This window comes from Ruminococcus bromii (assembly GCF_002834225.1).
Taxonomy (GTDB): Bacteria; Bacillota; Clostridia; order Oscillospirales; family Acutalibacteraceae; genus Ruminococcoides; species Ruminococcoides bromii.
The window spans coordinates 98951-118855 of sequence record NZ_NNSR01000072.1 but is presented as its reverse complement, the minus strand read 5'-3'; the positions used below and the strand labels follow the sequence as shown (position 1 = coordinate 118855).

General features: G+C 40.2%; 18 protein-coding genes. All 18 read right to left on the bottom strand.

Annotated features, from left to right (window positions below; translation table 11 throughout):
* Positions 1 to 3 precede the first annotated feature (3 nt).
* The 18 genes from mutL to smc all read right to left on the bottom strand — a co-directional run bounded on the left by mutL (position 4) and on the right by smc (position 19899).
* Positions 4 to 2136 (bottom strand): DNA mismatch repair endonuclease MutL, encoded by a 2133-nt coding sequence (mutL, locus tag RBATCC27255_RS08600; protein WP_101029605.1) that lies wholly within the window; start codon positions 2134 to 2136, stop codon positions 4 to 6.
* 18 nt (positions 2137 to 2154) lie between these two features.
* A complete protein-coding gene (mutS, locus tag RBATCC27255_RS08595) occupies positions 2155 to 4752 on the bottom strand; it encodes a DNA mismatch repair protein MutS (protein ID WP_101029604.1) in 2598 nt (865 codons plus the stop codon).
* Positions 4753 to 4800: 48 nt separating this feature from the next.
* A complete protein-coding gene (locus RBATCC27255_RS08590; protein ID WP_101029603.1) occupies positions 4801 to 5208 on the bottom strand; it encodes a YlbF/YmcA family competence regulator in 408 nt (135 codons plus the stop codon).
* Between the two features lie 15 nt (positions 5209 to 5223).
* Positions 5224 to 6627 (bottom strand): tRNA (N6-isopentenyl adenosine(37)-C2)-methylthiotransferase MiaB, encoded by a 1404-nt coding sequence (gene miaB / locus RBATCC27255_RS08585; RefSeq protein ID WP_242958626.1) that lies wholly within the window; start codon positions 6625 to 6627, stop codon positions 5224 to 5226.
* A gap of 88 nt (positions 6628 to 6715) precedes the next feature.
* Positions 6716 to 7369, bottom strand: a complete 654-nt coding sequence (gene yunB, locus RBATCC27255_RS08580; protein WP_169923308.1) for a sporulation protein YunB — start codon at positions 7367 to 7369, stop codon at positions 6716 to 6718.
* Between the two features lie 47 nt (positions 7370 to 7416).
* Positions 7417 to 7905: a CD1247 N-terminal domain-containing protein gene (locus RBATCC27255_RS08575; protein WP_101029601.1), complete on the bottom strand. Its 489-nt coding sequence runs from the start codon at positions 7903 to 7905 to the stop codon at positions 7417 to 7419.
* A gap of 20 nt (positions 7906 to 7925) precedes the next feature.
* Positions 7926 to 8483, bottom strand: coding sequence for an elongation factor P (gene efp, locus RBATCC27255_RS08570; RefSeq protein WP_101029600.1), 558 nt, complete (start codon positions 8481 to 8483; stop codon positions 7926 to 7928).
* Positions 8484 to 8587: 104 nt separating this feature from the next.
* Positions 8588 to 9679: an aminopeptidase P family protein gene (locus tag RBATCC27255_RS08565; RefSeq protein ID WP_101029599.1), complete on the bottom strand. Its 1092-nt coding sequence runs from the start codon at positions 9677 to 9679 to the stop codon at positions 8588 to 8590.
* The gene (aroQ, locus tag RBATCC27255_RS08560) at positions 9679 to 10110 is read right to left on the bottom strand and encodes a type II 3-dehydroquinate dehydratase (RefSeq protein WP_101029598.1); all 432 of its coding nucleotides are present in this window, start codon (positions 10108 to 10110) and stop codon (positions 9679 to 9681) included. The genes RBATCC27255_RS08565 and aroQ overlap by 1 nt, the downstream gene beginning before the upstream one ends.
* A 72-nt stretch (positions 10111 to 10182) precedes the next feature.
* Positions 10183 to 10359, bottom strand: a complete 177-nt coding sequence (rpsU, locus tag RBATCC27255_RS08555) for a 30S ribosomal protein S21 (RefSeq protein ID WP_015523801.1) — start codon at positions 10357 to 10359, stop codon at positions 10183 to 10185.
* Between the two features lie 130 nt (positions 10360 to 10489).
* The gene (gene leuS, locus RBATCC27255_RS08550) at positions 10490 to 12901 is read right to left on the bottom strand and encodes a leucine--tRNA ligase (RefSeq protein ID WP_101029597.1); all 2412 of its coding nucleotides are present in this window, start codon (positions 12899 to 12901) and stop codon (positions 10490 to 10492) included.
* 17 nt (positions 12902 to 12918) lie between these two features.
* A complete protein-coding gene (gene rsfS / locus RBATCC27255_RS08545; protein ID WP_101029596.1) occupies positions 12919 to 13272 on the bottom strand; it encodes a ribosome silencing factor in 354 nt (117 codons plus the stop codon).
* A complete protein-coding gene (yqeK, locus tag RBATCC27255_RS08540) occupies positions 13269 to 13856 on the bottom strand; it encodes a bis(5'-nucleosyl)-tetraphosphatase (symmetrical) YqeK (RefSeq protein ID WP_101029595.1) in 588 nt (195 codons plus the stop codon). Before yqeK ends, rsfS begins: the two co-directional genes overlap by 4 nt.
* A 5-nt stretch (positions 13857 to 13861) precedes the next feature.
* A complete protein-coding gene (gene nadD, locus RBATCC27255_RS08535; protein ID WP_101029594.1) occupies positions 13862 to 14464 on the bottom strand; it encodes a nicotinate-nucleotide adenylyltransferase in 603 nt (200 codons plus the stop codon).
* Positions 14465 to 14466: 2 nt separating this feature from the next.
* Positions 14467 to 14769 carry a ribosome assembly RNA-binding protein YhbY gene (gene yhbY / locus RBATCC27255_RS08530; RefSeq protein ID WP_015523798.1) on the bottom strand — a complete coding sequence of 101 codons (303 nt, stop codon included), beginning with the start codon at positions 14767 to 14769 and terminating at the stop codon, positions 14467 to 14469.
* Positions 14770 to 14787: 18 nt separating this feature from the next.
* The gene (gene rdgB, locus RBATCC27255_RS08525) at positions 14788 to 15384 is read right to left on the bottom strand and encodes an RdgB/HAM1 family non-canonical purine NTP pyrophosphatase (RefSeq protein WP_101029593.1); all 597 of its coding nucleotides are present in this window, start codon (positions 15382 to 15384) and stop codon (positions 14788 to 14790) included.
* 5 nt (positions 15385 to 15389) lie between these two features.
* The gene (ftsY, locus tag RBATCC27255_RS08520) at positions 15390 to 16304 is read right to left on the bottom strand and encodes a signal recognition particle-docking protein FtsY (RefSeq protein ID WP_101029592.1); all 915 of its coding nucleotides are present in this window, start codon (positions 16302 to 16304) and stop codon (positions 15390 to 15392) included.
* Between the two features lie 19 nt (positions 16305 to 16323).
* A complete protein-coding gene (gene smc, locus RBATCC27255_RS08515; protein ID WP_101029591.1) occupies positions 16324 to 19899 on the bottom strand; it encodes a chromosome segregation protein SMC in 3576 nt (1191 codons plus the stop codon).
* Between the last annotated feature and the right edge of the window lie 6 nt (positions 19900 to 19905).

Genomic DNA, 19905 nt, shown 5'->3' with positions numbered 1-19905 from the left:
AAATCACACCCTGCCAAACTGTTTTTCAATTTCACCCTTTGTCAGCACAATGCAAATCGGTCTTCCGTGAGGGCAATACTTTATTTCGGGATGTTCCTCAAGATGTTTTACAATTCCGATAAGCTCCTCAGGAGTGCTTTTGTTTCCTGCTTTAATAGCGGAACGGCACGCAACATTGCAGTAAAACCACTCCATTTTTTCAGTAAAAATATCATTTTTTCCCTGAGCTATATAATCTGCCATCTCAGTGATACAATCACTGATTTCAGCGGCAGGAATATACTGCGGCGAGCATCTGACAATAACTGTACTGTTGCCGAAATCTTCAACCTCAAAGCCGCAGTCAGCAAACATATTAAGATTGTTTATTGCCGCGTCATATTCGGTCTTACCGAGGCTGACAGCAACAGGAGAGAGCAAAATCTGCCTGTTATCGGCGGTTCGTTCTGATTTAAGCTTCTCGTAAATTATCCTTTCATGTGCCGCGTGCTTGTCTATTAAAATAATTTCTTTATTATTTTTTTCTGCAATAATGTATGTGCTAAAGGCCTCTCCGATATATCTTATACTTGTCCGGCTGTTGTTGACAAGTACAGGCTCTTTAGATTTTTCGATAGATTCCTCAGAAACAATTACATCAACCTCTTTAGGCTTACTGATTGAATTTTTCTCAGAGATTTTTTCTGTATTATCAGATTTCTCATATTTATCCAAAGCGTGAGGAGATGTTTGAACAGTTTCAGATTTAACAGTTGGTTTAAAAGATTTTTCTTCTTTAGAATTGTTTATTGCCTGCCTGCTGAATATATTAAAGGGATTTGTTACATCGGCAACCTTAATATCATCAATTGATTCAGGCACAGATACAGCCGGCTTATTTTCACCTGTTTTTACATCATTAAATGCAACATCGGAAAAAGGATTAAAATCATCGGATTTTGCTTGTAAAGCGTCAGGTTCTGCAACTTCGTTTTTTTGTCTTTCCGTTTTCTGAGGGACAAACCGCTTTGGTTCCTGAATAAGTTTTTGTTCGGAAGCATTTGAAACGGGTTTATTTAAAATTGCAGGTGCATTATTAAACGGATTAAACTTGTTCTGCACTTCATTGAAAGCTGTTTCCTTTTTAAACGATGCTTTTTTACGGCTGTCATACTTCATAAGCGAAGATTTTACAGCATGATAAATTGCATCGAAAACAGGTCTTTCATTTATAAATCTGACCTCAAGCTTTGAAGGATGAACATTTACATCAATAATTTCACACGGCAATTCGATATTAAGAACACACGACGGAAATTTTCCGACCATAATTGAGCCCTTAAAAGCCTCCTCAAGTGCAACCATAGCCGTTCTGGTTTTGATGTACCTTCCGTTAATGAAGAAATTTTGCATATTACGGTTAGGTCTTGAATGTTCGGGCTTTGAAATGTATCCGCAAACTCTTATTGCGCCAAGCTGATATTCAACAGGAATAAGACCGTTCGCAAAATCCTTGCCAAAAACCGAATATATTGTAGAAATAAGCTTTCCGTCGCCGAATGTGCGAAGAACCTGCTTACCGTCTTTAATGTATGTAAATGCAATTTCGGGATGTGACAAAGCAGTTTTGTCGATTATATTTGAAACTGCGTTACCCTCCGAAACATCCTTTTTCAAAAATTTTGCACGGGCAGGAATGTTGTAGAACAAATCTCTGATAACAAAGGTTGTGCCGACAGGACAACCTGCGTCATCAAAGCTCTGTTCCTCGCCGCCGTCAATTTCGTATGAAGTTCCGATTTCTTCATTTACATTCCTTGTAATAAGCTGTAATCGTGACACCGCACAAATTGATGCAAGAGCCTCTCCTCTGAATCCGAGCGTAGAAATACTGTCAAGATCGGATTCAACCTTAACTTTACTGGTTGCGTGTCGCAAAAAGGCAACTTTGATGTCGTCACGGAAAATACCGCAGCCGTCATCGGCAACACGCATGAATGTTGTACCGCCGTTTTTTATCTCAACTGTAATATGCTTTGCACCTGCGTCAATTGAGTTTTCAACAAGTTCCTTGATAACTGATGCCGGTCTTTCAACAACCTCGCCTGCCGCAATAAGCTCTGCGACATGCTTGTCAAGCACATTGATTACACCCATTTGTGTCACCTCCTAACATTAAATCATACCCTTAAGTTCATAAAGCAAGTTCATTGCTTCGATTGGAGTAAGAGTATTTATATCTGTATTTTTCAGCCTTTCAACCACAGGGCTTTCAGCCGCACCTATAAGTGAAAGCTGCATATTGTCTGAATTATCCTGCTTTTGAATACTGGCGTTCTCGTTTTTATATTTACCGTGTTCAAGGTCTTTTAAAATTTCTTTTGCTCTTGAAATTACAGACTGCGGAATACCTGCAAGCTTTGCAACCTCGATTCCGTAGCTGTCATCTGCTCCACCGGGAACAATTCTTCGCAGAAAGGTAATATCATCGCCACGCTTTTTAACGGCTATGTTATAGTTCTTTACACCGTCAAGAAGTTGTTCCATAACCGTGAGTTCGTGATAATGAGTTGCAAAAAGTGTTTTTGCACCGAGTTTTTTCCTGTCGGCACAAAATTCAAGTACAGCTCTTGCAATGCTCATACCGTCAAAGGTCGAAGTACCTCTGCCGATTTCGTCAAGAATAAGCAAGCTTTTTGAGGTTGCATTTTTTATGATATTGGCAACCTCGCTCATTTCAACCATAAAGGTTGACTGTCCCGAAGCAAGATCATCGGAAGCACCTACACGGGTAAAAATGCTGTCAACAACTCCGATTTCGGCAGAAGACGCCGGAACAAAACTGCCTATCTGCGCCATAAGAACAATAATGGCAATCTGGCGCATATATGTTGACTTACCTGCCATATTGGGGCCGGTAATAATTGCTACTCTGTCATTGGCAGAATCAAGGCTGACATCATTCGGAACAAACGGTGCATCCTTTAATAGAGCCTCAACAACAGGATGTCTTGAATCCTTAATTCTTATAGCAGTTGAAAGGTTTACATCAGGTCTTATGTATCTGTTGTCAGCCGCCACATTTGCAAGTGATGTAATGACATCAAGATTTGCAATTGCTTTTGCTGTATTTTGAATCCTTTCAAGCTTATCGGAAACAGCCTTCCTCACATCGTCAAAAAGATTATATTCAAGAGCAACGGATCTGTCTTTTGCACCGAGGATTCTGCCCTCTACATCTTTCAAATCCTGAGTAATATATCTTTCGCAATTGGTGAGGGTCTGCTTTCTTATGTATGTTTCGGGTACCATGGATTTATATGAGTTTGAAACCTCTATATAATATCCGAATACTCTGTTATAGCCGACTTTAAGCTTAGGGATTCCCGTAGCCTCTCGCTGTTCAGCCTCAATACGAGCAAGAATCCCCTTTGAGTCATTCATATCGCCTGTCACGGAATCAAGTTCTTCGTTATAGCCTCTCTTAATCATACCGCCTTCACGGACTGTAAAAGGAGGTTCTTCAACTATTGCAGAATCAATAAGAGAATGAATGTCCTCAAGCTTATCAATGCTTTTGTAAATATATTTCAAATAAACCGATTTGCAATCAACGAGTAAATCCGAAATCTGCGGAAGATTCTGAATTGCACCGCAGAGTGAACGCAAATCTCTTGCGTTTGCAGAGCCGTAAACAATTCTTGTCATAAGTCTTTCAATATCAAATATGCCCGAAAGAGCGTCCGTAATATCCATACGGAGCATATTATCGTTTACAAGCTCTTCAACCGCACTTTGGCGGTTATTGATTGAAGTTATGTTAAGCAAAGGATGTTCAAGCCATGAACGCATAAGGCGTTTGCCCATTGCGGTTTTTGTCTTGTCAAGCACCCACAAAAGCGAACCCTTCTTATCCTTTGTCAGCATTGTCTGCGTGAGTTCAAGATTACGCTGTGTGTTGTAATCAAGGCTCATATACTGATTTTCTTTATAGAACTCAATGTGATTTATTCTTTCAAGTCCCGTTTTCTGGGTATCACGAAGATATGAAAGCAACGCACCCAAAACGCTTACAACAACAGGCTTGTCCGATACAGTTTTGTATTCATCCTCAAACTGTGATTTTACAACATCAGTACATACCGATTCGTCAAATTTTTCATCCTCGAGCATTTCAACTCCTGCCGAAAGCTTCGCTTTAATGAACTTTGGCAGTTCTTTCAGCTTTACAATATCACCGCCGATGAGAATTTCACGGGGATTATAGCTTGTAAGCTGATTGGTAAGAACATTATAGCTGTCATTACCTTTGATTTCCGTAGCGTATAATTCTCCTGTGGAAATATCACAAAAGCAAAGTCCTATAGCTTTATTTTTGGAAAACATACAGCAAATGTAGTTATTTTTGCTTTCATCAAGCATACTCGATTCCATTACGGTACCGGGAGTAATTACTCGAATAATATCACGCTTTACAAGACCTTTTGCCTTTGCGGGGTCTTCGGTCTGCTCACAAATTGCAACCTTATAGCCCTTTGCAACAAGTCTTGCAATGTAACCCTCACAGCTGTGAAACGGCACTCCGCACATGGGAGCACGCTCGGCCTGTCCGCAATCCCTTCCTGTAAGAGTAAGTTCAAGTTCCTTTGATGCAAGCTTTGCGTCATCGTAAAACATTTCGTAGAAATCTCCAAGTCGGAAGAATAAAATGCTGTCTTTGTTTTCTTCTTTTATTTTGAAATACTGCTGCATCATTGGAGATAACTCCGCCATTTGTTTCACTTCCTTAACAAAATTTAGAACCGTTTATCGAACCGTTTATCAGCCGCAGCCGCCGCAGGTAGCACAGCTTCCCGAGCAAGATGACTGGCTGTAATCGGCTGTTTCAGGGTCTGCACCCTCGGCAGACTGCTGAACAATTGCGAGAACTCTGTTTGCAACAACATCAAAGGCTGCCTTTGCATCATTGTAGGCAATCATATTCTCGTTTGACATAATCTGAGAATATGCCTCTCTCATCTCAGTATTAAGCTTAGAAAGCTTTTCCTGATCTCTTTCTTTTTTAGATGCCTCATTGTTGATTGACATTCTCTTAAGATTAAATTCACCGATAAGACGCTGAAGCTCCATATCTGCATCTGCATTCTTCTGAGCGTCCTGTAATTTTTTATATGATTCTTCTTCCTGAATGAGTCTTCCGAGTTCCCTTGCCTTCTCAATGATATCCATAGTTTTAACCTCCGATTATTTTACAAGCTCGCCCTTTAATATCCAGTTGCGAGCCTTTGTTATTTTTACATTTTTGAATGTTCCGATACAGTCCTTTGATCCTTCAAGCTCAACAATTATGTTGCCGCTTGTACGGCCGCACAATTCACCGTTCTTATCGTTTTCACTTTCAATAAGCACCTTTTCTGTTTTGCCGACCATTGAAGAACAACGCTTTGCCGCAATTTCTTCCTGAACATCAAGAAGCTCACGGAACCACTTTGATTTTTCTTCCGCCGGAATAGGATCGTCCATTTTAGCCGCAGGAGTACCGACTCTTGGCGAGAAAATAAAAGTAAAGAGCGATGTGAACTCAACCTCACGGATGAGGGATAAAGTTTCTTTGAAATCTTCATATGTTTCGCCGGGAAAGCCTACAATAATATCACTTGTAAGTGAAAGACCGTCAATTTTTTCTTTTGCATAATTGATTATTTCAAGATACTTTCTGCGGTCATAATGACGGTTCATTGCCTTAAGCACTCTGTCCGAACCGCATTGAAACGGAAGGTGAAGATGCTTGCTTATATGAGTACCCGACGCAATTGCATCAATAAGCTCCTTAGAACAATCCTTTGGATGCGATGTCATAAAGCGAAGCCAGTAATCGCCGTCAATTGAATCGACCTCACGCAAAAGCTGTGAAAAGTTTACTTTCTCGGAAAGACCTTTTCCGTAGGAATTTACATTCTGACCGAGAAGGGTAATATCTTTGTAACCGGACTCAATCATATTTTTAGCCTCAGAAACAATAATATTCTTTTCACGGCTGCGTTCTCTGCCTCTTACATAAGGCACAACGCAATATGTACAGAAGTTGTTGCAGCCGTACATAATCGGTAACCAACCCTTAAAAGTGCCGTCACGCTTAACAGGAAAGCCCTCATAAAGCAGGTTATCGTCATTACCTCTTTCAAACACTCTCTTTCCGTCAAGAAGAGCGTTATACATAAGCTCAGGAAAATGGTGCAATGAATGAGTACCGAACACAAGTCCCACAAAAGGAAAGCTCTTGTAAATTCTGTTTGCAATATGCTCCTGCTCCATCATACAACCGCACAAAGCAATGAGGATCTGGGGATGCTTACGCTTGAGATTTTTTAACGCACCGACATTGCCGAACACTCTGTCCTCGGCGTGTTCTCTTACGGCACAGGTATTAAAAAGTATGAAATCCGCATTGTCGGGTTCGTCTGCAAACTCAAATCCTGACTGTTCAAGCATACCTTTGATTTTTTCACTATCCGCCACATTCTGCTGGCAGCCGTATGTTCTGATATACGCAACAGGCTTCTCTCCTCTTTTGCGGATATCCATAATTTCAGCTATTAAATTCATATACTCCGATTGTTTTTCGGAAATTTTCTGACTGTCAGGCAAAGAAATGCCTCCTAACCCATTGTATTAACTGTTAGATTATAACACAAGATATACGGTTTTTCAATGTTTTTCACAGGTTTTTCAAAATTTACTTCTTATAAGTCTGAAACAGAGAACCGTATCCGGACGGTATATTACCGACTATTACGGATTGTGCAATTTCAAAATCGGTAGTAAATGTTATTTTGCCTGAATAATCAAGCGAGGTTGTCATTATTTTTGAGGTAAACAAAAGCTTTATATGGTGGATTGTCTGATTTATTCCCGCTTGTTCAAATGTACTTATAACCTCCGAGGAAAAGCTTCCTGTAAGGTTAAAATTCACGGGAATGCAAGGTCCGACATTTGAGAGTATTGTAATATTCGTAAATGCACCGAGAGGTATTTCAATTTCATTGTCATATACCTTAGCTATTTCCTTCTGAACAGCTTTCGTGATGTCGGCTTTAATTCTGTTGATTTTGAATGAATCCGTTTCAATGGACTGCACATTTCCGTTTGTATCACAATTGATCTTTGCAATATCGCTGTAAGAATAATTAAGCTTGTCAAGTGTATTGTTCACTGCGTCACAGACAGAATTTACAGACAATATTTCAGCCTGAATTCTTATGTACTCCGGTCTGAAATCTGACAAATGCACTTCGCAGAAAACAGTAACACCGATAATCAGTAAAACAACAGTAAGAAGTATTTTCTTTAAAAGAACAAATTTTCTTTTACATCTTTTTCTGTACAACATAAAAACACCCCTCGTATATACTATACGAAGGGTGTTTGTTTTGTTAATTATTCTTCTGTGTCCGAACAACCGCCGCATGATGCACAATCGACATCACAGTCGTCATCTTCCTCATCACTGAAGAGATTTGAAAAATCAAACTCGAGGTTTTCACCGCAGTTTGGACATTCGATTTCGCCTTCAAGAAGGACATCTTCGGAAACATTAAGCTTCTGACCGCATGAATCGCAAGTTACCTCATAAAAAGGATTCTCTTCATCATCAAAATCATAGTCGTCATCTTCATCGTCATAATCTTCAATGTCATAGTCCTCGTCATCGTAAACATCAGACTCAACATCAGCAAGATCCTGATCAATTTCGTCAACCTGAGCGCTTAACTCATCGTAAAGCTCCTCCATATCGGATACTTCAAAAGCCATATCATCAAGAAGATCAACGATTGCGTTAATAACCTTTACTTCAGGTTTTGACTCATCAAGCTCAAGGCCGTCGCAAAGACCGCGAATGTAAGAAATTTTTTCAGTAAGATTCATAACAGATTCTCCTGCAGAGATTAAGCTCTGCCCATATATTCGCCTGTTCTTGTGTCAATCTGAATAACCTCGCCCTCGTCAATGAAGAGGGGAACCTTAATTTCAGCACCTGTTTCAAGAGTTGCAGGCTTTGTAGCGTTAGTTGCTGTGTCACCCTTAAAGCCGGGATCTGTCTTTGTAACCTTAAGTTCAACAAAGTTCGGAGGCTCAATACCGAATACATTGCCCTTGTAAGAAAGAACCTTGCACACCATATTTTCCTTAACAAACTTAAAGCTGTCGCCGAGAACGCTCTTGTTAATCGGGATCTGCTCCCATGTTTCTGTATCCATGAAGTAGTAAAGATCGCCGTCTGAATAGCTGTATTCCATATCCTTTCTGTCAATGAAAGCTGTGGGATACTTATCGTTCGGGTTGAAAGTTTTTTCAACTACTGCGCCTGTAATAACATTTCTGATTTTAGTTCTTACAAATGCAGCACCCTTACCTGGCTTTACATGCTGGAATTCAATGATTGATACAACCTGACCGTCCATTTCAAATGTAACGCCGTTTCTGAAATCACCTGCTGATATCATTAGTAATACCTCCTAATTATCTTTCATACGGAAATACGGTAATGTATGCCGTAATATAACAATTTACATTATACATAACAATGACAAAAAATGCAAGACTTTTATTACACAATAATGAGTTCTTTGGGGAGTGAAACAAAGTTTTTGTAACCTGTATCAGTCACGCAAAGCATATCTTCAATGCGAACACCGAATTTACCCGGCAGATATATTCCCGGTTCATCGGTTATTATCATACCTTTTTTCAGCATTGTTTCACTTCTCGGAGATACAACGGGAGATTCGTGGATATCAAGTCCTACACCGTGACCGGTTGCATGACCGAAATATTTTCCGTAACCGTTTTCCGAGATTATATCTCTTGCAATTTTATCGACATCAGAACATTTTGCTCCTGGTTTTACGCTGTCAAGTACAGCAAGCTGAGCTTTTAATACGATGTCATAAACCTTTTTCATTTCTTCGTCAGCCGACTTGATTGCTACCGTACGCGTAGTATCGCTGTGATAACCCTCAAAAATTGAGCCGATATCAAAAGTAAAGAAATCTCCCTCACTGACAATATCATCTGACGGAACTCCGTGTGGCAATGAAGTCTTTTTACCTGTAATCGTAATAAGGTCAAATGAAACGCCCTCGCCGCCGTTAAGCTTTATGAGGTGTTCAAGCTCAAGTGCAACCCTGCGTTCGCTGACACCGGGTTTTAGGTAATTCAACACCTCAAGATATGACTTTTCGGTTATCTCCTGAGCTTTGGCAATCTTAGTAATTTCGGACTTGTCTTTGATACACCTGATATTATCTATCTTATCATCAAGAATACTGTTGCAGATACAATCAATGCCGTTTTCGGAAAAAGCTTTTTTAAAACGGCTGTATTTTTCAACCGTAATATTTGAAGCCTCAAAAAGCACCTTCACAACAGAATTGTTCTTAACCTCGCTTATAAGGTCTTTAAAAAGCTTTGTAAAGCAAACCACTTTACAGCAGCTTGATTTTTTTAGTGCAGCCTCATAGTATCGAAAATCAACGAAAAGAACCGTTTCATTTTCAGTTACAAGCAAATAGCCTTCGCTGTGAAAAAATCCGCAAAAATAGCCGATATTTTTTTCATTAGTAATCAGAAGAGCCTGATTGTTACTGTCAATAACCGTCTTTAAATTTTCAAGCCTTTGCTCAAATAAAGCATTTTGCATCACATCAAGTCCTTTAATGCATTGATAGCAAGGAAGTAGCTGTTCTTGCCAAAGCCTGCAATCTGACCGACACAAACAGGTGCAATTACAGATGTATGTCTGAACTCTTCTCTTGCGTGAATATTAGACATATGAACCTCTACGAAAGGAATCTTCACGCAAGCAATGGCATCTCTTAAAGCATAGCTATAGTGAGTGAGCGCACCTGCGTTAATTACAACACCGTCAAAGCTGCCCTTTGCCGAATGAATTTTATCAATAAGATCTCCTTCGTGATTTGACTGAAAAACTTCGGCAGAAAAGCCGTTGCTTTCAGCGTATGAAATAATCTGCTTTTCAATATCAGAGGCAGTTTCTTCACCGTATATTCCCTTTTCACGGACGCCTACCATATTGAGGTTAGGTCCGAGTATAATAAGAATCTTTTTCATAGTGTCACCTTTTTTCAAAGAAATATGAAGATAAAACAAAAAGCGGACAGAATGCTCTGTCCGCCTGTTTGATTACCTGTATTTGCGTTTGCGAGCTGCTTCGGATTTTTTCTTACGCTTTACAGAGGGCTTTTCATAAGCTTCTCTTTTGCGAACCTCAGCAATAACGCCAGCTCTGGCACACTGCTTCTTGAATCTTCTTAAAGCACTTTCAAGGGATTCATTCTCTTTAAGTCTAATCTCTGCCATCTATCTTCCCTCCCATCTGCCACCGGGCATGGGTAATTTGCATATAATTGCAAATGTTATTATACATTATCACTCGAATAATGTCAATAGCATTGTAGAAATTTAGGTTAAATTTATTTTAAGAGTTGAATTATGGCTTAACAACAAGATTTACAAGTTTTTTAGGAACAACAATCTCCTTAATAATATTCATTCCGTCAATTGCTTTCCTAACATTCTCGTCATTTTTGGCAAGCTCAAGAACTGTATCCTTGTCAGCGTCAACAGGGATATTGAGTTTAGTCTTAATTTTGCCGTTTACCTGAACGACGATTTCCACGCTTTCATCAACACATTTTGACTCGTCATATTCAGGCCATTCAGCTTCGGCAAGAATACCATTGCCAAGCTTACAAGCCTCGTAAACTTCTTCCGTAACATGAGGAGCAAACGGATTAAGGAGAATTGAGAAAATTCTGAGTTCTTCCTTATTGATTGACTTTACATTTGAAATATCGTTGATTAAAGCCATAAGAGTTGCGATGGCGGTATTGAACTTGATATTTTCAATATCCTCGCCAACCTTTTTGATTGCCTTGTTAAACGCACTCTCAAGCTCGGGTCTGATTTTGTCACCGTCAATGAGAACATTCTGAAGGTTCCAATAGCGCTCAACGAATCTGCGGCAACCTCTGATGCTTGCCTTACTCCACGGAGCAGCCTTTTCAAAGTCACCGATGAACATTTCATATAAACGCATTGTATCTGCACCGTATTCGTCAACGATTTCATCAGGATTTACGACATTGCCTCTTGATTTACTCATCTTCTCGCCGTTTTCACCGAGAATCATACCGTGTGAAGTACGCTTAGCGTATGGTTCCGGAGTAGGAACAACACCGATATCATAGAGGAACTTATGCCAGAAACGGCTGTAAAGAAGGTGGAGAGTTGTATGCTCCATACCGCCGTTGTACCAATCAACAGGTGACCAGTAGTTAAGAGCCTCTTTTGATGCAATGGCATTTTTATTGTGCGGGTCCATATATCTGAGATAGTACCACGATGAGCCTGCCCACTGAGGCATTGTATCGGTTTCTCTCTTAGCCTTACCGCCGCAGCAAGGACAGGTTGTGTTAATCCAGTCTGTCATCTTTGCAAGCGGAGATTCGCCGTTATCAGTCGGTTCATATGACTCAACCATAGGCAGTCTGAGCGGAAGGTCTTTTTCATCAAGAGGAACATAACCGCACTTCTCGCAATATACCATCGGAATAGGCTCGCCCCAATAACGCTGACGGGAGAATACCCAGTCACGGAGCTTGTAATTTACCTTTGAATGACCTTTGCCCTCACTTGTGAGCCAATCAATAATTTTTTTCTTTGCTTCATCAACAGTAAGACCGTCAAGCATTCCCGAGTTGACCATAATGCCCTTGGCACAATCTGTGTAAGCCTCTTCCTGAACATTGCCGCCCTTAACAACTTCAATAATAGGAAGGTCGAATTTTTTTGCAAATTCCCAGTCACGGGTATCGTGAGCAGGAACAGCCATAATAGCACCTGTACCGTATGATACAAGGACATAGTCAGAAATAAAAATCGGGATTTCCTTATTGTTTACAGGGTTTATAGCATTAACGCCGTCAATTCTTACGCCCGTCTTTTCCTTTGCTACCTCTGTTCTTTCAAAGTCAGACTTACGCGCGGCAGCCTCCTGATACTTCTTGATTTCGTCCATATTTGAAATCTTGTCAGCCCACTTTTCAATCATTGGGTGTTCAGGAGAAATTACCATATATGTAGCACCGTAAAGTGTATCGGCACGAGTTGTATAAATTGTAAGTGTGTCGCCTGTTGTAGTTGTAAAATCAACCTCAGCACCCTTACTTCTGCCGATCCAGTTCTTCTGCTGTGCTTTTACTCTGTCAGGATAATTTACAAGGTCAAGGTCATTGATAAGTCTGTCAGCATATTCTGTGATTTTAAGCATCCACTGTGACTTAACCTTGTGAACAACTTCACTTCCGCAACGCTCACAAACGCCGTTTACTACCTCTTCGTTTGCAAGAACGCACTTGCATGAAGTACACCAGTTTACATTCATCTCTTTTTTATAAGCAAGACCGTGCTTATAAAGCTGAATAAAAATCCACTGCGTCCACTTGTAGTATTCGGGATCTGTCGTATTGATTTCTCTGCTCCAGTCAAAAGAAATACCGAGTGACTGAATCTGCTTTTTAAAACGGGCAATATTCTTCTTTGTTACGATTTCAGGGTGAATGTGATTTTTGATTGCATAGTTCTCGGTAGGAAGACCGAAAGCGTCCCATCCGATAGGATAAAGGACATTGTAGCCCTCAAGTCTGCGTTTTCTTGCAACTGTATCAAGTGCTGTGTACGGACGGGGATGACCTACATGAAGACCCTGTCCCGACGGGTACGGGAACTCGATAAGAGCATAGAATTTTTCTTTTTCTGTGTCCTCACTTGCGTGGAACACACCCTTATCTTCCCAAATTTTTTGCCATTTTTCTTCTACGGCTTTATGATTGTATTTCAAAGTAAACCCTCCTGCAATTAGTCAACGATACCTGCCAGGTCAACGCTTTCGCCGTCCTGCCAAAGTCTTTCAAGATCATAAAAGTCACGGGCTTCATCATCAAACACATTGACTATAACATCAATGTAGTCAAGGAGAATCCATGAATTAGATCTGTAACCTTCTATATGACTTACCGAAATTCCTGCCTGATCAAGCTTGTATTCAACCTCATCGGCAAGCGCCTTTACATGGGTTGAGCTTGTACCTGTTGCAATTACCATATAGTCGGCAAGAACAGAAACATCGGCAATTTTTATAATCTGAATATCAAGTCCCTTTTTTGAACTCAGGGCTTTTGCTGCAAGTATTGCTTCATCGTAAGAACTCATTTGTTTTTTCCTTTCGTTTGGGATATTTGCAGAACAATTTCATTATAGCAGGCAACCTCATCGGGATGAATTGCAAGCTGCCTTTTAGAAAGATCCTTGAATGTAAACTGATAGCCGTAGAGCATAGCCTCTTCAAGGCTCTTTTTTGATTTCTTTCTCATTGTTGCCACACCGCTGTATGTACGCTCCTCGGAAGTGAAATCTGCCGTAAAAATTATTTTTTCCAACAAACTCATTCCTGCTCGTCCTGTTGTGTGGTACCTTATTGCGTTGAGTATATCCTCATCGTCAATGCCAAGTTCATCACGGACAACAATGCTGCCGCTCATTCCGTGCCATAGCTTTGGAGCATGAAGTTGAACATTGTCTAAAATTATACCACTGTCAATAATAATTTGCAACTGCTGTTCTTTTGGCATTTCTTTTGTTATATCGTGAAGAATACCGGCAATCTCAGCCTTTTCTTCGTCGCCGCCGTAACGCCTTGCAAGCTTTTTGGCCTCTTTCGCAACATTTACGCTGTGATTAAATCTGTAATCACCCATTCTTTCACTAATTATTTTTTTATAATCAGATATATTCAAAGCTCTCACTTCCGATATAAATTGTTTTTTATTATATAATCGTAAACGCCTTTATCAAGCATATTGCTTATCAAATTAAAATTGTCAAGATTTTCCCTTATAAATGTTGAGGACACGCTCATTACGGGATTTGGAAGAATAACCGAACTTGCTCCCATAGCTTTCAAAACCTTATTGTAAAAGTTCTCAAGTTCATGCTTGTTTTCTTCATCACGGGGAATTGTTATTATTGACGATTTTTCAAATATAATTTCAGGATTTTTCCACCTGTTGAGTGTAAGAAACATATCCGCACCCATTATTGTGTATAAATGATCATCAGGATAAATTTCTTTCAATTGTGTAAGGGTTTCATAAGTATAGCTTTTTCCCTGCCTTTTAATTTCAATATCAGACACAAAAAAGTTTTCTTTACCCCTGCACGCAAGCTTACACATATTAAGACGGTCATTTTCGCTTGCAAGATTATTGCTTATTTTGTGCGGCGGAACAGCCGTAGGTATCATAATAATGCGGTCAAGTCCAACGCTGTCCATACAATATTCCGCAAGCATTATGTGACCCTTGTGAACCGGATTAAAGGTTCCGCCGAAAACACCTGTTTTCATAATTACTTCTTTGCCTTCGGAAGCTCAATAACAGGCTCGTCATCGTTTCTTCTGTAAAGCACAAATTTTGAGCCGATTACCTGAACAACATCCGCAGAACATTTTTCTGCAATAGCTTCGGCGGCCTCTCTTGAGGAATATGCACTGTTTTCAAGAACCTTACCTTTTATAATTTCCCTTGCCGTAAGAGCATCGTCTGCCTGTTTGATGATATTATCCGTAATTTCGCCCTTGCCGACAATAAGAATTGTGTCAATACGATTCGCAAGTCCTCTGAGAAATGCTCTCTGTTTGCTGTTTAACATATTTTAAATCCTTTCAAATCAGTTGTTTTTGAAATAGTATTCCAGTTTTGCTTTAAGCTCTCTTAACGCTTTTCCGCGATGACTTACTGCATCCTTTTCTTCCGCTGAAAGCTCTGCAAAACTCTTGTCGCCAAACATAAAAATCGGATCATAGCCAAATCCGTCTTTGCCGATTGGCTCATAACCAATTTTACCTTTACAAATACCCTCGGCTGTTATCTTTGAACCGTCTGGAAGAATACAGCAGATTGAAGAAGTAAAATGAGCGGAACGCTTGTCATCATCGACATTTTTCATCTCATCAAGAAGTTTAATGTATCTTTCTTCATCTGTCAAGCCTTCACCGCCATAGCGTGCCGTATAAACACCGGGTCTGCCGCTAAGAGCATCTACACACAAACCCGAATCATCGGCAATGGCAGGAAGTCCCGTTTTTAAATAAGCCGCATTAGCTTTAAGAAAAGCATTCTCGGCAAAGGTTGTCCCGTTCTCCTCTACATCATCAAGAGATATTCCCTCTTCTTTCGGAGTAACAGCATTTATTCCGAGCGGATTAAGTATTCTTTCAAGTTCGGCAAGCTTCTTTTTGTTATTACTTGCAATTATAAACTTCATATTCATCATTCCTTAACGCTGAAAAGTGCATCTGCAAAAGCATCGGGATTGAACGGCTGTAAGTCGTCAATCTGCTCACCGACGCCGATATATTTAACAGGGATTCCAAGACCGTCCTTAATTGCAAGAACCACACCGCCCTTTGCCGTGCCGTCAAGCTTTGTAAGAACAATACCCGTAATTCCCGTTGCCTCTCTGAACTGTTCAGCCTGATTAACCGCATTCTGACCTGTTGTCGCATCAAGAACAAGAAGCTTTTCTTTTGACGCATCCGGAAGCTCACGGTCAATTACACGGTTAATTTTTGAAAGCTCGTCCATAAGGTGCTTTTTGTTGTGAAGTCTGCCCGCAGTATCGCAGATTATTACATCTGCCTGTCTTGCCTTTGCGGCTGAAATTGCATCATAAATCACAGCAGCAGGATCACTGCCTTCTTTCTGCTTAATAATTTCACACTTGCTTCTGTCTGCCCAAATTTCAAGCTGTTCAATTGCGGCAGCTCTGAATGTATCGGCTGCGGCAAGAATAACCTTTTTGCCCTCTTTTGAAAGTGCATTTGCAAGCTTGCCGATTGTAGTTGTCTTTCCTACACCGTTTACTCCGATTACAAGAATAATTGACGGAGATGTTGCAAGGTCAAGCTCTTCACCGCCCCTGAGCATATCGGCAATAATTTCTTTGAGAAGCGAAGTAATTTCGGACGGATCTTTTATACCTTCCTTTTTTACCCTTTCTCTGAGTTCTTTACAAATTTTTTCGGCTGTCGGAACACCTACATCACCCATAACGAGCAGTTCTTCAAGCTCTTCAAAAAGCTCATCATCAATTTTTGTAAAGGATTTGAGCATTGAGTCAATCTGACCAACAACCGCATCACGAGTTTTTTTCAGTCCCTCTTTAATCTTTTTAAAAAATCCCATATTATCACTTTCCTTATAATTACTTTGAATCTATACCGAGTTTTTCAGCAACTTCGGTTGAACGAAGCTCGAGTAATTTTGAAATGCCCTCATCCTGCATTGTAACACCGTAAAGCACATCGGCTTCTTCCATTGTACCACGGCGATGCGTAATGAGAATAAACTGTGTATTATCTGTCATTCTGCGAAGATATGCGGCAAAACGGTAAACATTTACATCATCAAGAGCCGCCTCAATCTCATCCATTACGCAGAACGGAGCAGGTCTTACTTTCATTATAGCAAAATAGAGTGCAATTGCAACAAGTGCTTTTTCGCCGCCTGACAATGCCTCAAGATTTATAACAATCTTACCGGGCGGATGGACAAGAATATCAATTCCGCTTGTCAGAATATTTTCCGGATCTGCAAGCGAAAGCGAGGCTGTACCGCCGCCGAAAAGTTCTTTGAAGGTGTAGGTAAAGTTCTTATTAATCTGATCAAAGCTCTCCACAAACACTTCCTTCATCTGCTTTGTGAGGTCAGTAATAAGCTTTTCAATCTCTTTCTTTGACTTCTCAACATCATTTACCTGTGCGCTCATAAATTCATATCTTTCGGAAACCTCTTTGTACTCTTCAATAGCGGATACATTTACATTTCCCAAAGACCTGATTTTTTGTTTAAGCTCGTTAAGTCGCCTCTGCGCCTGTTTTGAGTCATCAATTTCAACGGCACAATTTTCTGCCTCTCGTCTTGTCAACTCATATTCTTCCCAAAGCTTCGAGATAATATCATCATACTGCTTCTGAATGTTGATTTTTCTCTCTTCAAGTCTTGCAAGCTCTCTGCCTGAGGTTTCACGCTCTGATGTTTTATCACGCTCAACCGTTCTGATTTCGGCACTGCGTTTTTCAAGTTGTTCTCTGTCGGCATTGATTTTTTCAATAGCCTTTGAGCGTTCGTTCTGATTTGCAATCAGCCTTTCAATTTCCGCATTTGCAGATTCGATAAGTGCTGTTTTTTCAAGAATAACACTTTTGATTCTCTCAATCTCTTGATTTAGTTCTGCCTTTCTTTCAAGGTTTTCATTGCCTGTTGATTTTGCAAAAACAATATCAGAATTAAGAGCGTCAATATCCTTTTGTGAAGAAACGATTTCCAGTCGCAGATTCTGTAACTGCAAAGAAATTTCTTCACGCTTTTTTGTAAGCTCTGCTCTGCTGCCCGTAAGTTCATTTACCTTTTCTTCGGCAGCAAGGATTTTCTTATTGAGTTCAACAAGGAGCTGTTTCGCAGAATTTTTATCTTTTTCAAGAATTTCAATTCTCCGTCGGCAATTTGTAATTTCATTCATTGCGTTTTCAACAGAAGCACCCGCGTTTGCAAGCTCATTGTCGCAGGCTCTCTTTTCAGCCTCGAGTCTTACAAGGTCTTGTCGAAGATTTGAAAGGTCTGCCTGTGAACCGAGAAGCTGAGCTTCAAATGCCGAATATTCACGAGAAATTTCAACACTTCTGTTTTCTGCATCCTTTGATTTCTGTTCAAGAACAGTTGTCTGCTTTTTGAGTGTTTCAATCTCACTTGCTCTGCTGAGAAGTCCTGTGTTTCTGTTAAGCGAACCGCCTGTGAGCGAACCGCCGGCATTAACAACCTGACCGTCAAGGGTTACAATTTTAAATCTGTAAGAATATTTCTTAGCAATTGTTGTTGCGCAGTTCAAATCCTCTGCAATTACAATTTTTCCGAGTAAGGAATACAGGATTCCGTTGTATTTACTGTCGCATGAACAAAGATTTGCGGCAACCCCTACAAATCCGTAGCAATCTTCAAGACCGTTTTCACGGAGTTCTCTCGGCTTGATTGTGTTAAGCGGAAGAAATGTTGCCCTACCTCCGTCAACGGATTTAAGATATCTGATTGCCTGCTTTGCGTCCTCATCGGTTTCGGTTACGATATTTTGCATAGCCGCACCGAGAGCTGTTTCAATTGCAACTCCGTATTCTTTCGGAACTGAAATCACTCGCGAAACAGGACCACATATTCCGTGGACCTTGCCGTGACTTTGAGCATTGACAACTGTTTTTACGCTCTTTGAAAAGCCCTCAAGATTACGCTCAAGATTTTCAAGGAATGAAATTTTTCTCATATGCTCCTTGACGTCAAGCATAAGTTTGTTGCTTTCTTCACGGAGTTCGTCTTTTTTCTTTTCTTTTGAAGACAGTTTAAGCTGTAAACCGTCTATTGTATTTTTCAGTGATTCAATTTTTTCTTTTGCAGCACCGATTTTATTTTCGTAATCTTTTGAAATATCGGCAAGCTCTTCAGACTGCGTTTTCTTTTCGTCATTAGATGAAATTAAAGATTCTATTCTTGAATTAAGCTCCGAAACCGTGCTTTCGGCAGTCATCTCGGTAACTCTTGCATCAGCCAACTTTGAAGTAAGAACAGAAAGCTCGGCAGTAATTTCCTGCAAAACATCACTGCTTTTGCCTGAAGTCGTATTAATTTCGTTAAGCTGCTCCGAAAGCTCGCTGTACTTTTTCTTTTTGGCGATTATATCCGCGTCAAGCTCCGAAATCTCTTTTTCTTTATACGCAATTCGCTTTTCAAGTTCATCGGAATTTACATCAAACTGTGCAATATCATTTTTTATTCTGTCAATATTATCATTGTTATGCAGAATATCGTTCTCTGCAACAGACACAAGAGAACGCTTTTCGGAAATCTGCGATTCAATATCCGTGATTTCGGTTCTGATATTTTCTATTTTAGAAGAATACTCACCGTTTCTTATGTAAATTTCTTCACTTTCGGTCTGAATTTGTTCAAGTGCGGTTTCTGCGTCATCATATTGAGATTTTGCAATTGAAATTTTCTCATCCTGAACCTTTAATTCATTTTGTGAACGGTCAAGAGTTAAAAGCCAGAGTGCAATTTCAAGACCTCTTTTTTCTTCCGAATATTCAAGAAATTTTTGAGCTTTTTCAGACTGCTTTTCAAGAGGACCTACTCTTTCCTCAAGTTCGGTTACAATATCACGAAGTCTTAAAAGGTTGTCCTCCGTACTTTTCAGCTTTCTCTCAGCGTCAATTTTTCTGTATCTGTAACGGGAAATACCCGCGGCTTCTTCAAAAATTTCTCGTCTGTCCTCACCTTTTGAAGAAACAATGCTGTCAATCTTACCCTGTCCGATCATTGAATAACCGTCACGACCGAGGCCTGTGTCCATAAAGAGTTCGTTGATGTCTTTAAGACGAACAGCCGCTTTATTGATAAGATATTCGCTTTCACCGCTTCTATAGTATCTTCTTGTAACAGCTATGTCATCACCGTTAAAATCAAGAGCACGGTCTTTGTTGTCGATATTCAGAGTAACTTCGGCATAGCCCTGTCTTTTACGCTTGTCTGTGCCGTTAAAGACAACATCCTCCATTTTGGCACAACGAAGGCTCTTCGGCGACTGTTCACCGAGAACCCAGCGGATAGCGTCGCTGATGTTACTTTTGCCTGAACCGTTAGGACCTACAACAGAGGTGATTCCCTGTTCAAAGGATAATTTAGTTTTATCGGGAAAGGTCTTGAAACCTTGAATTTCCAAAGACTTTAATCGCATCAGCAA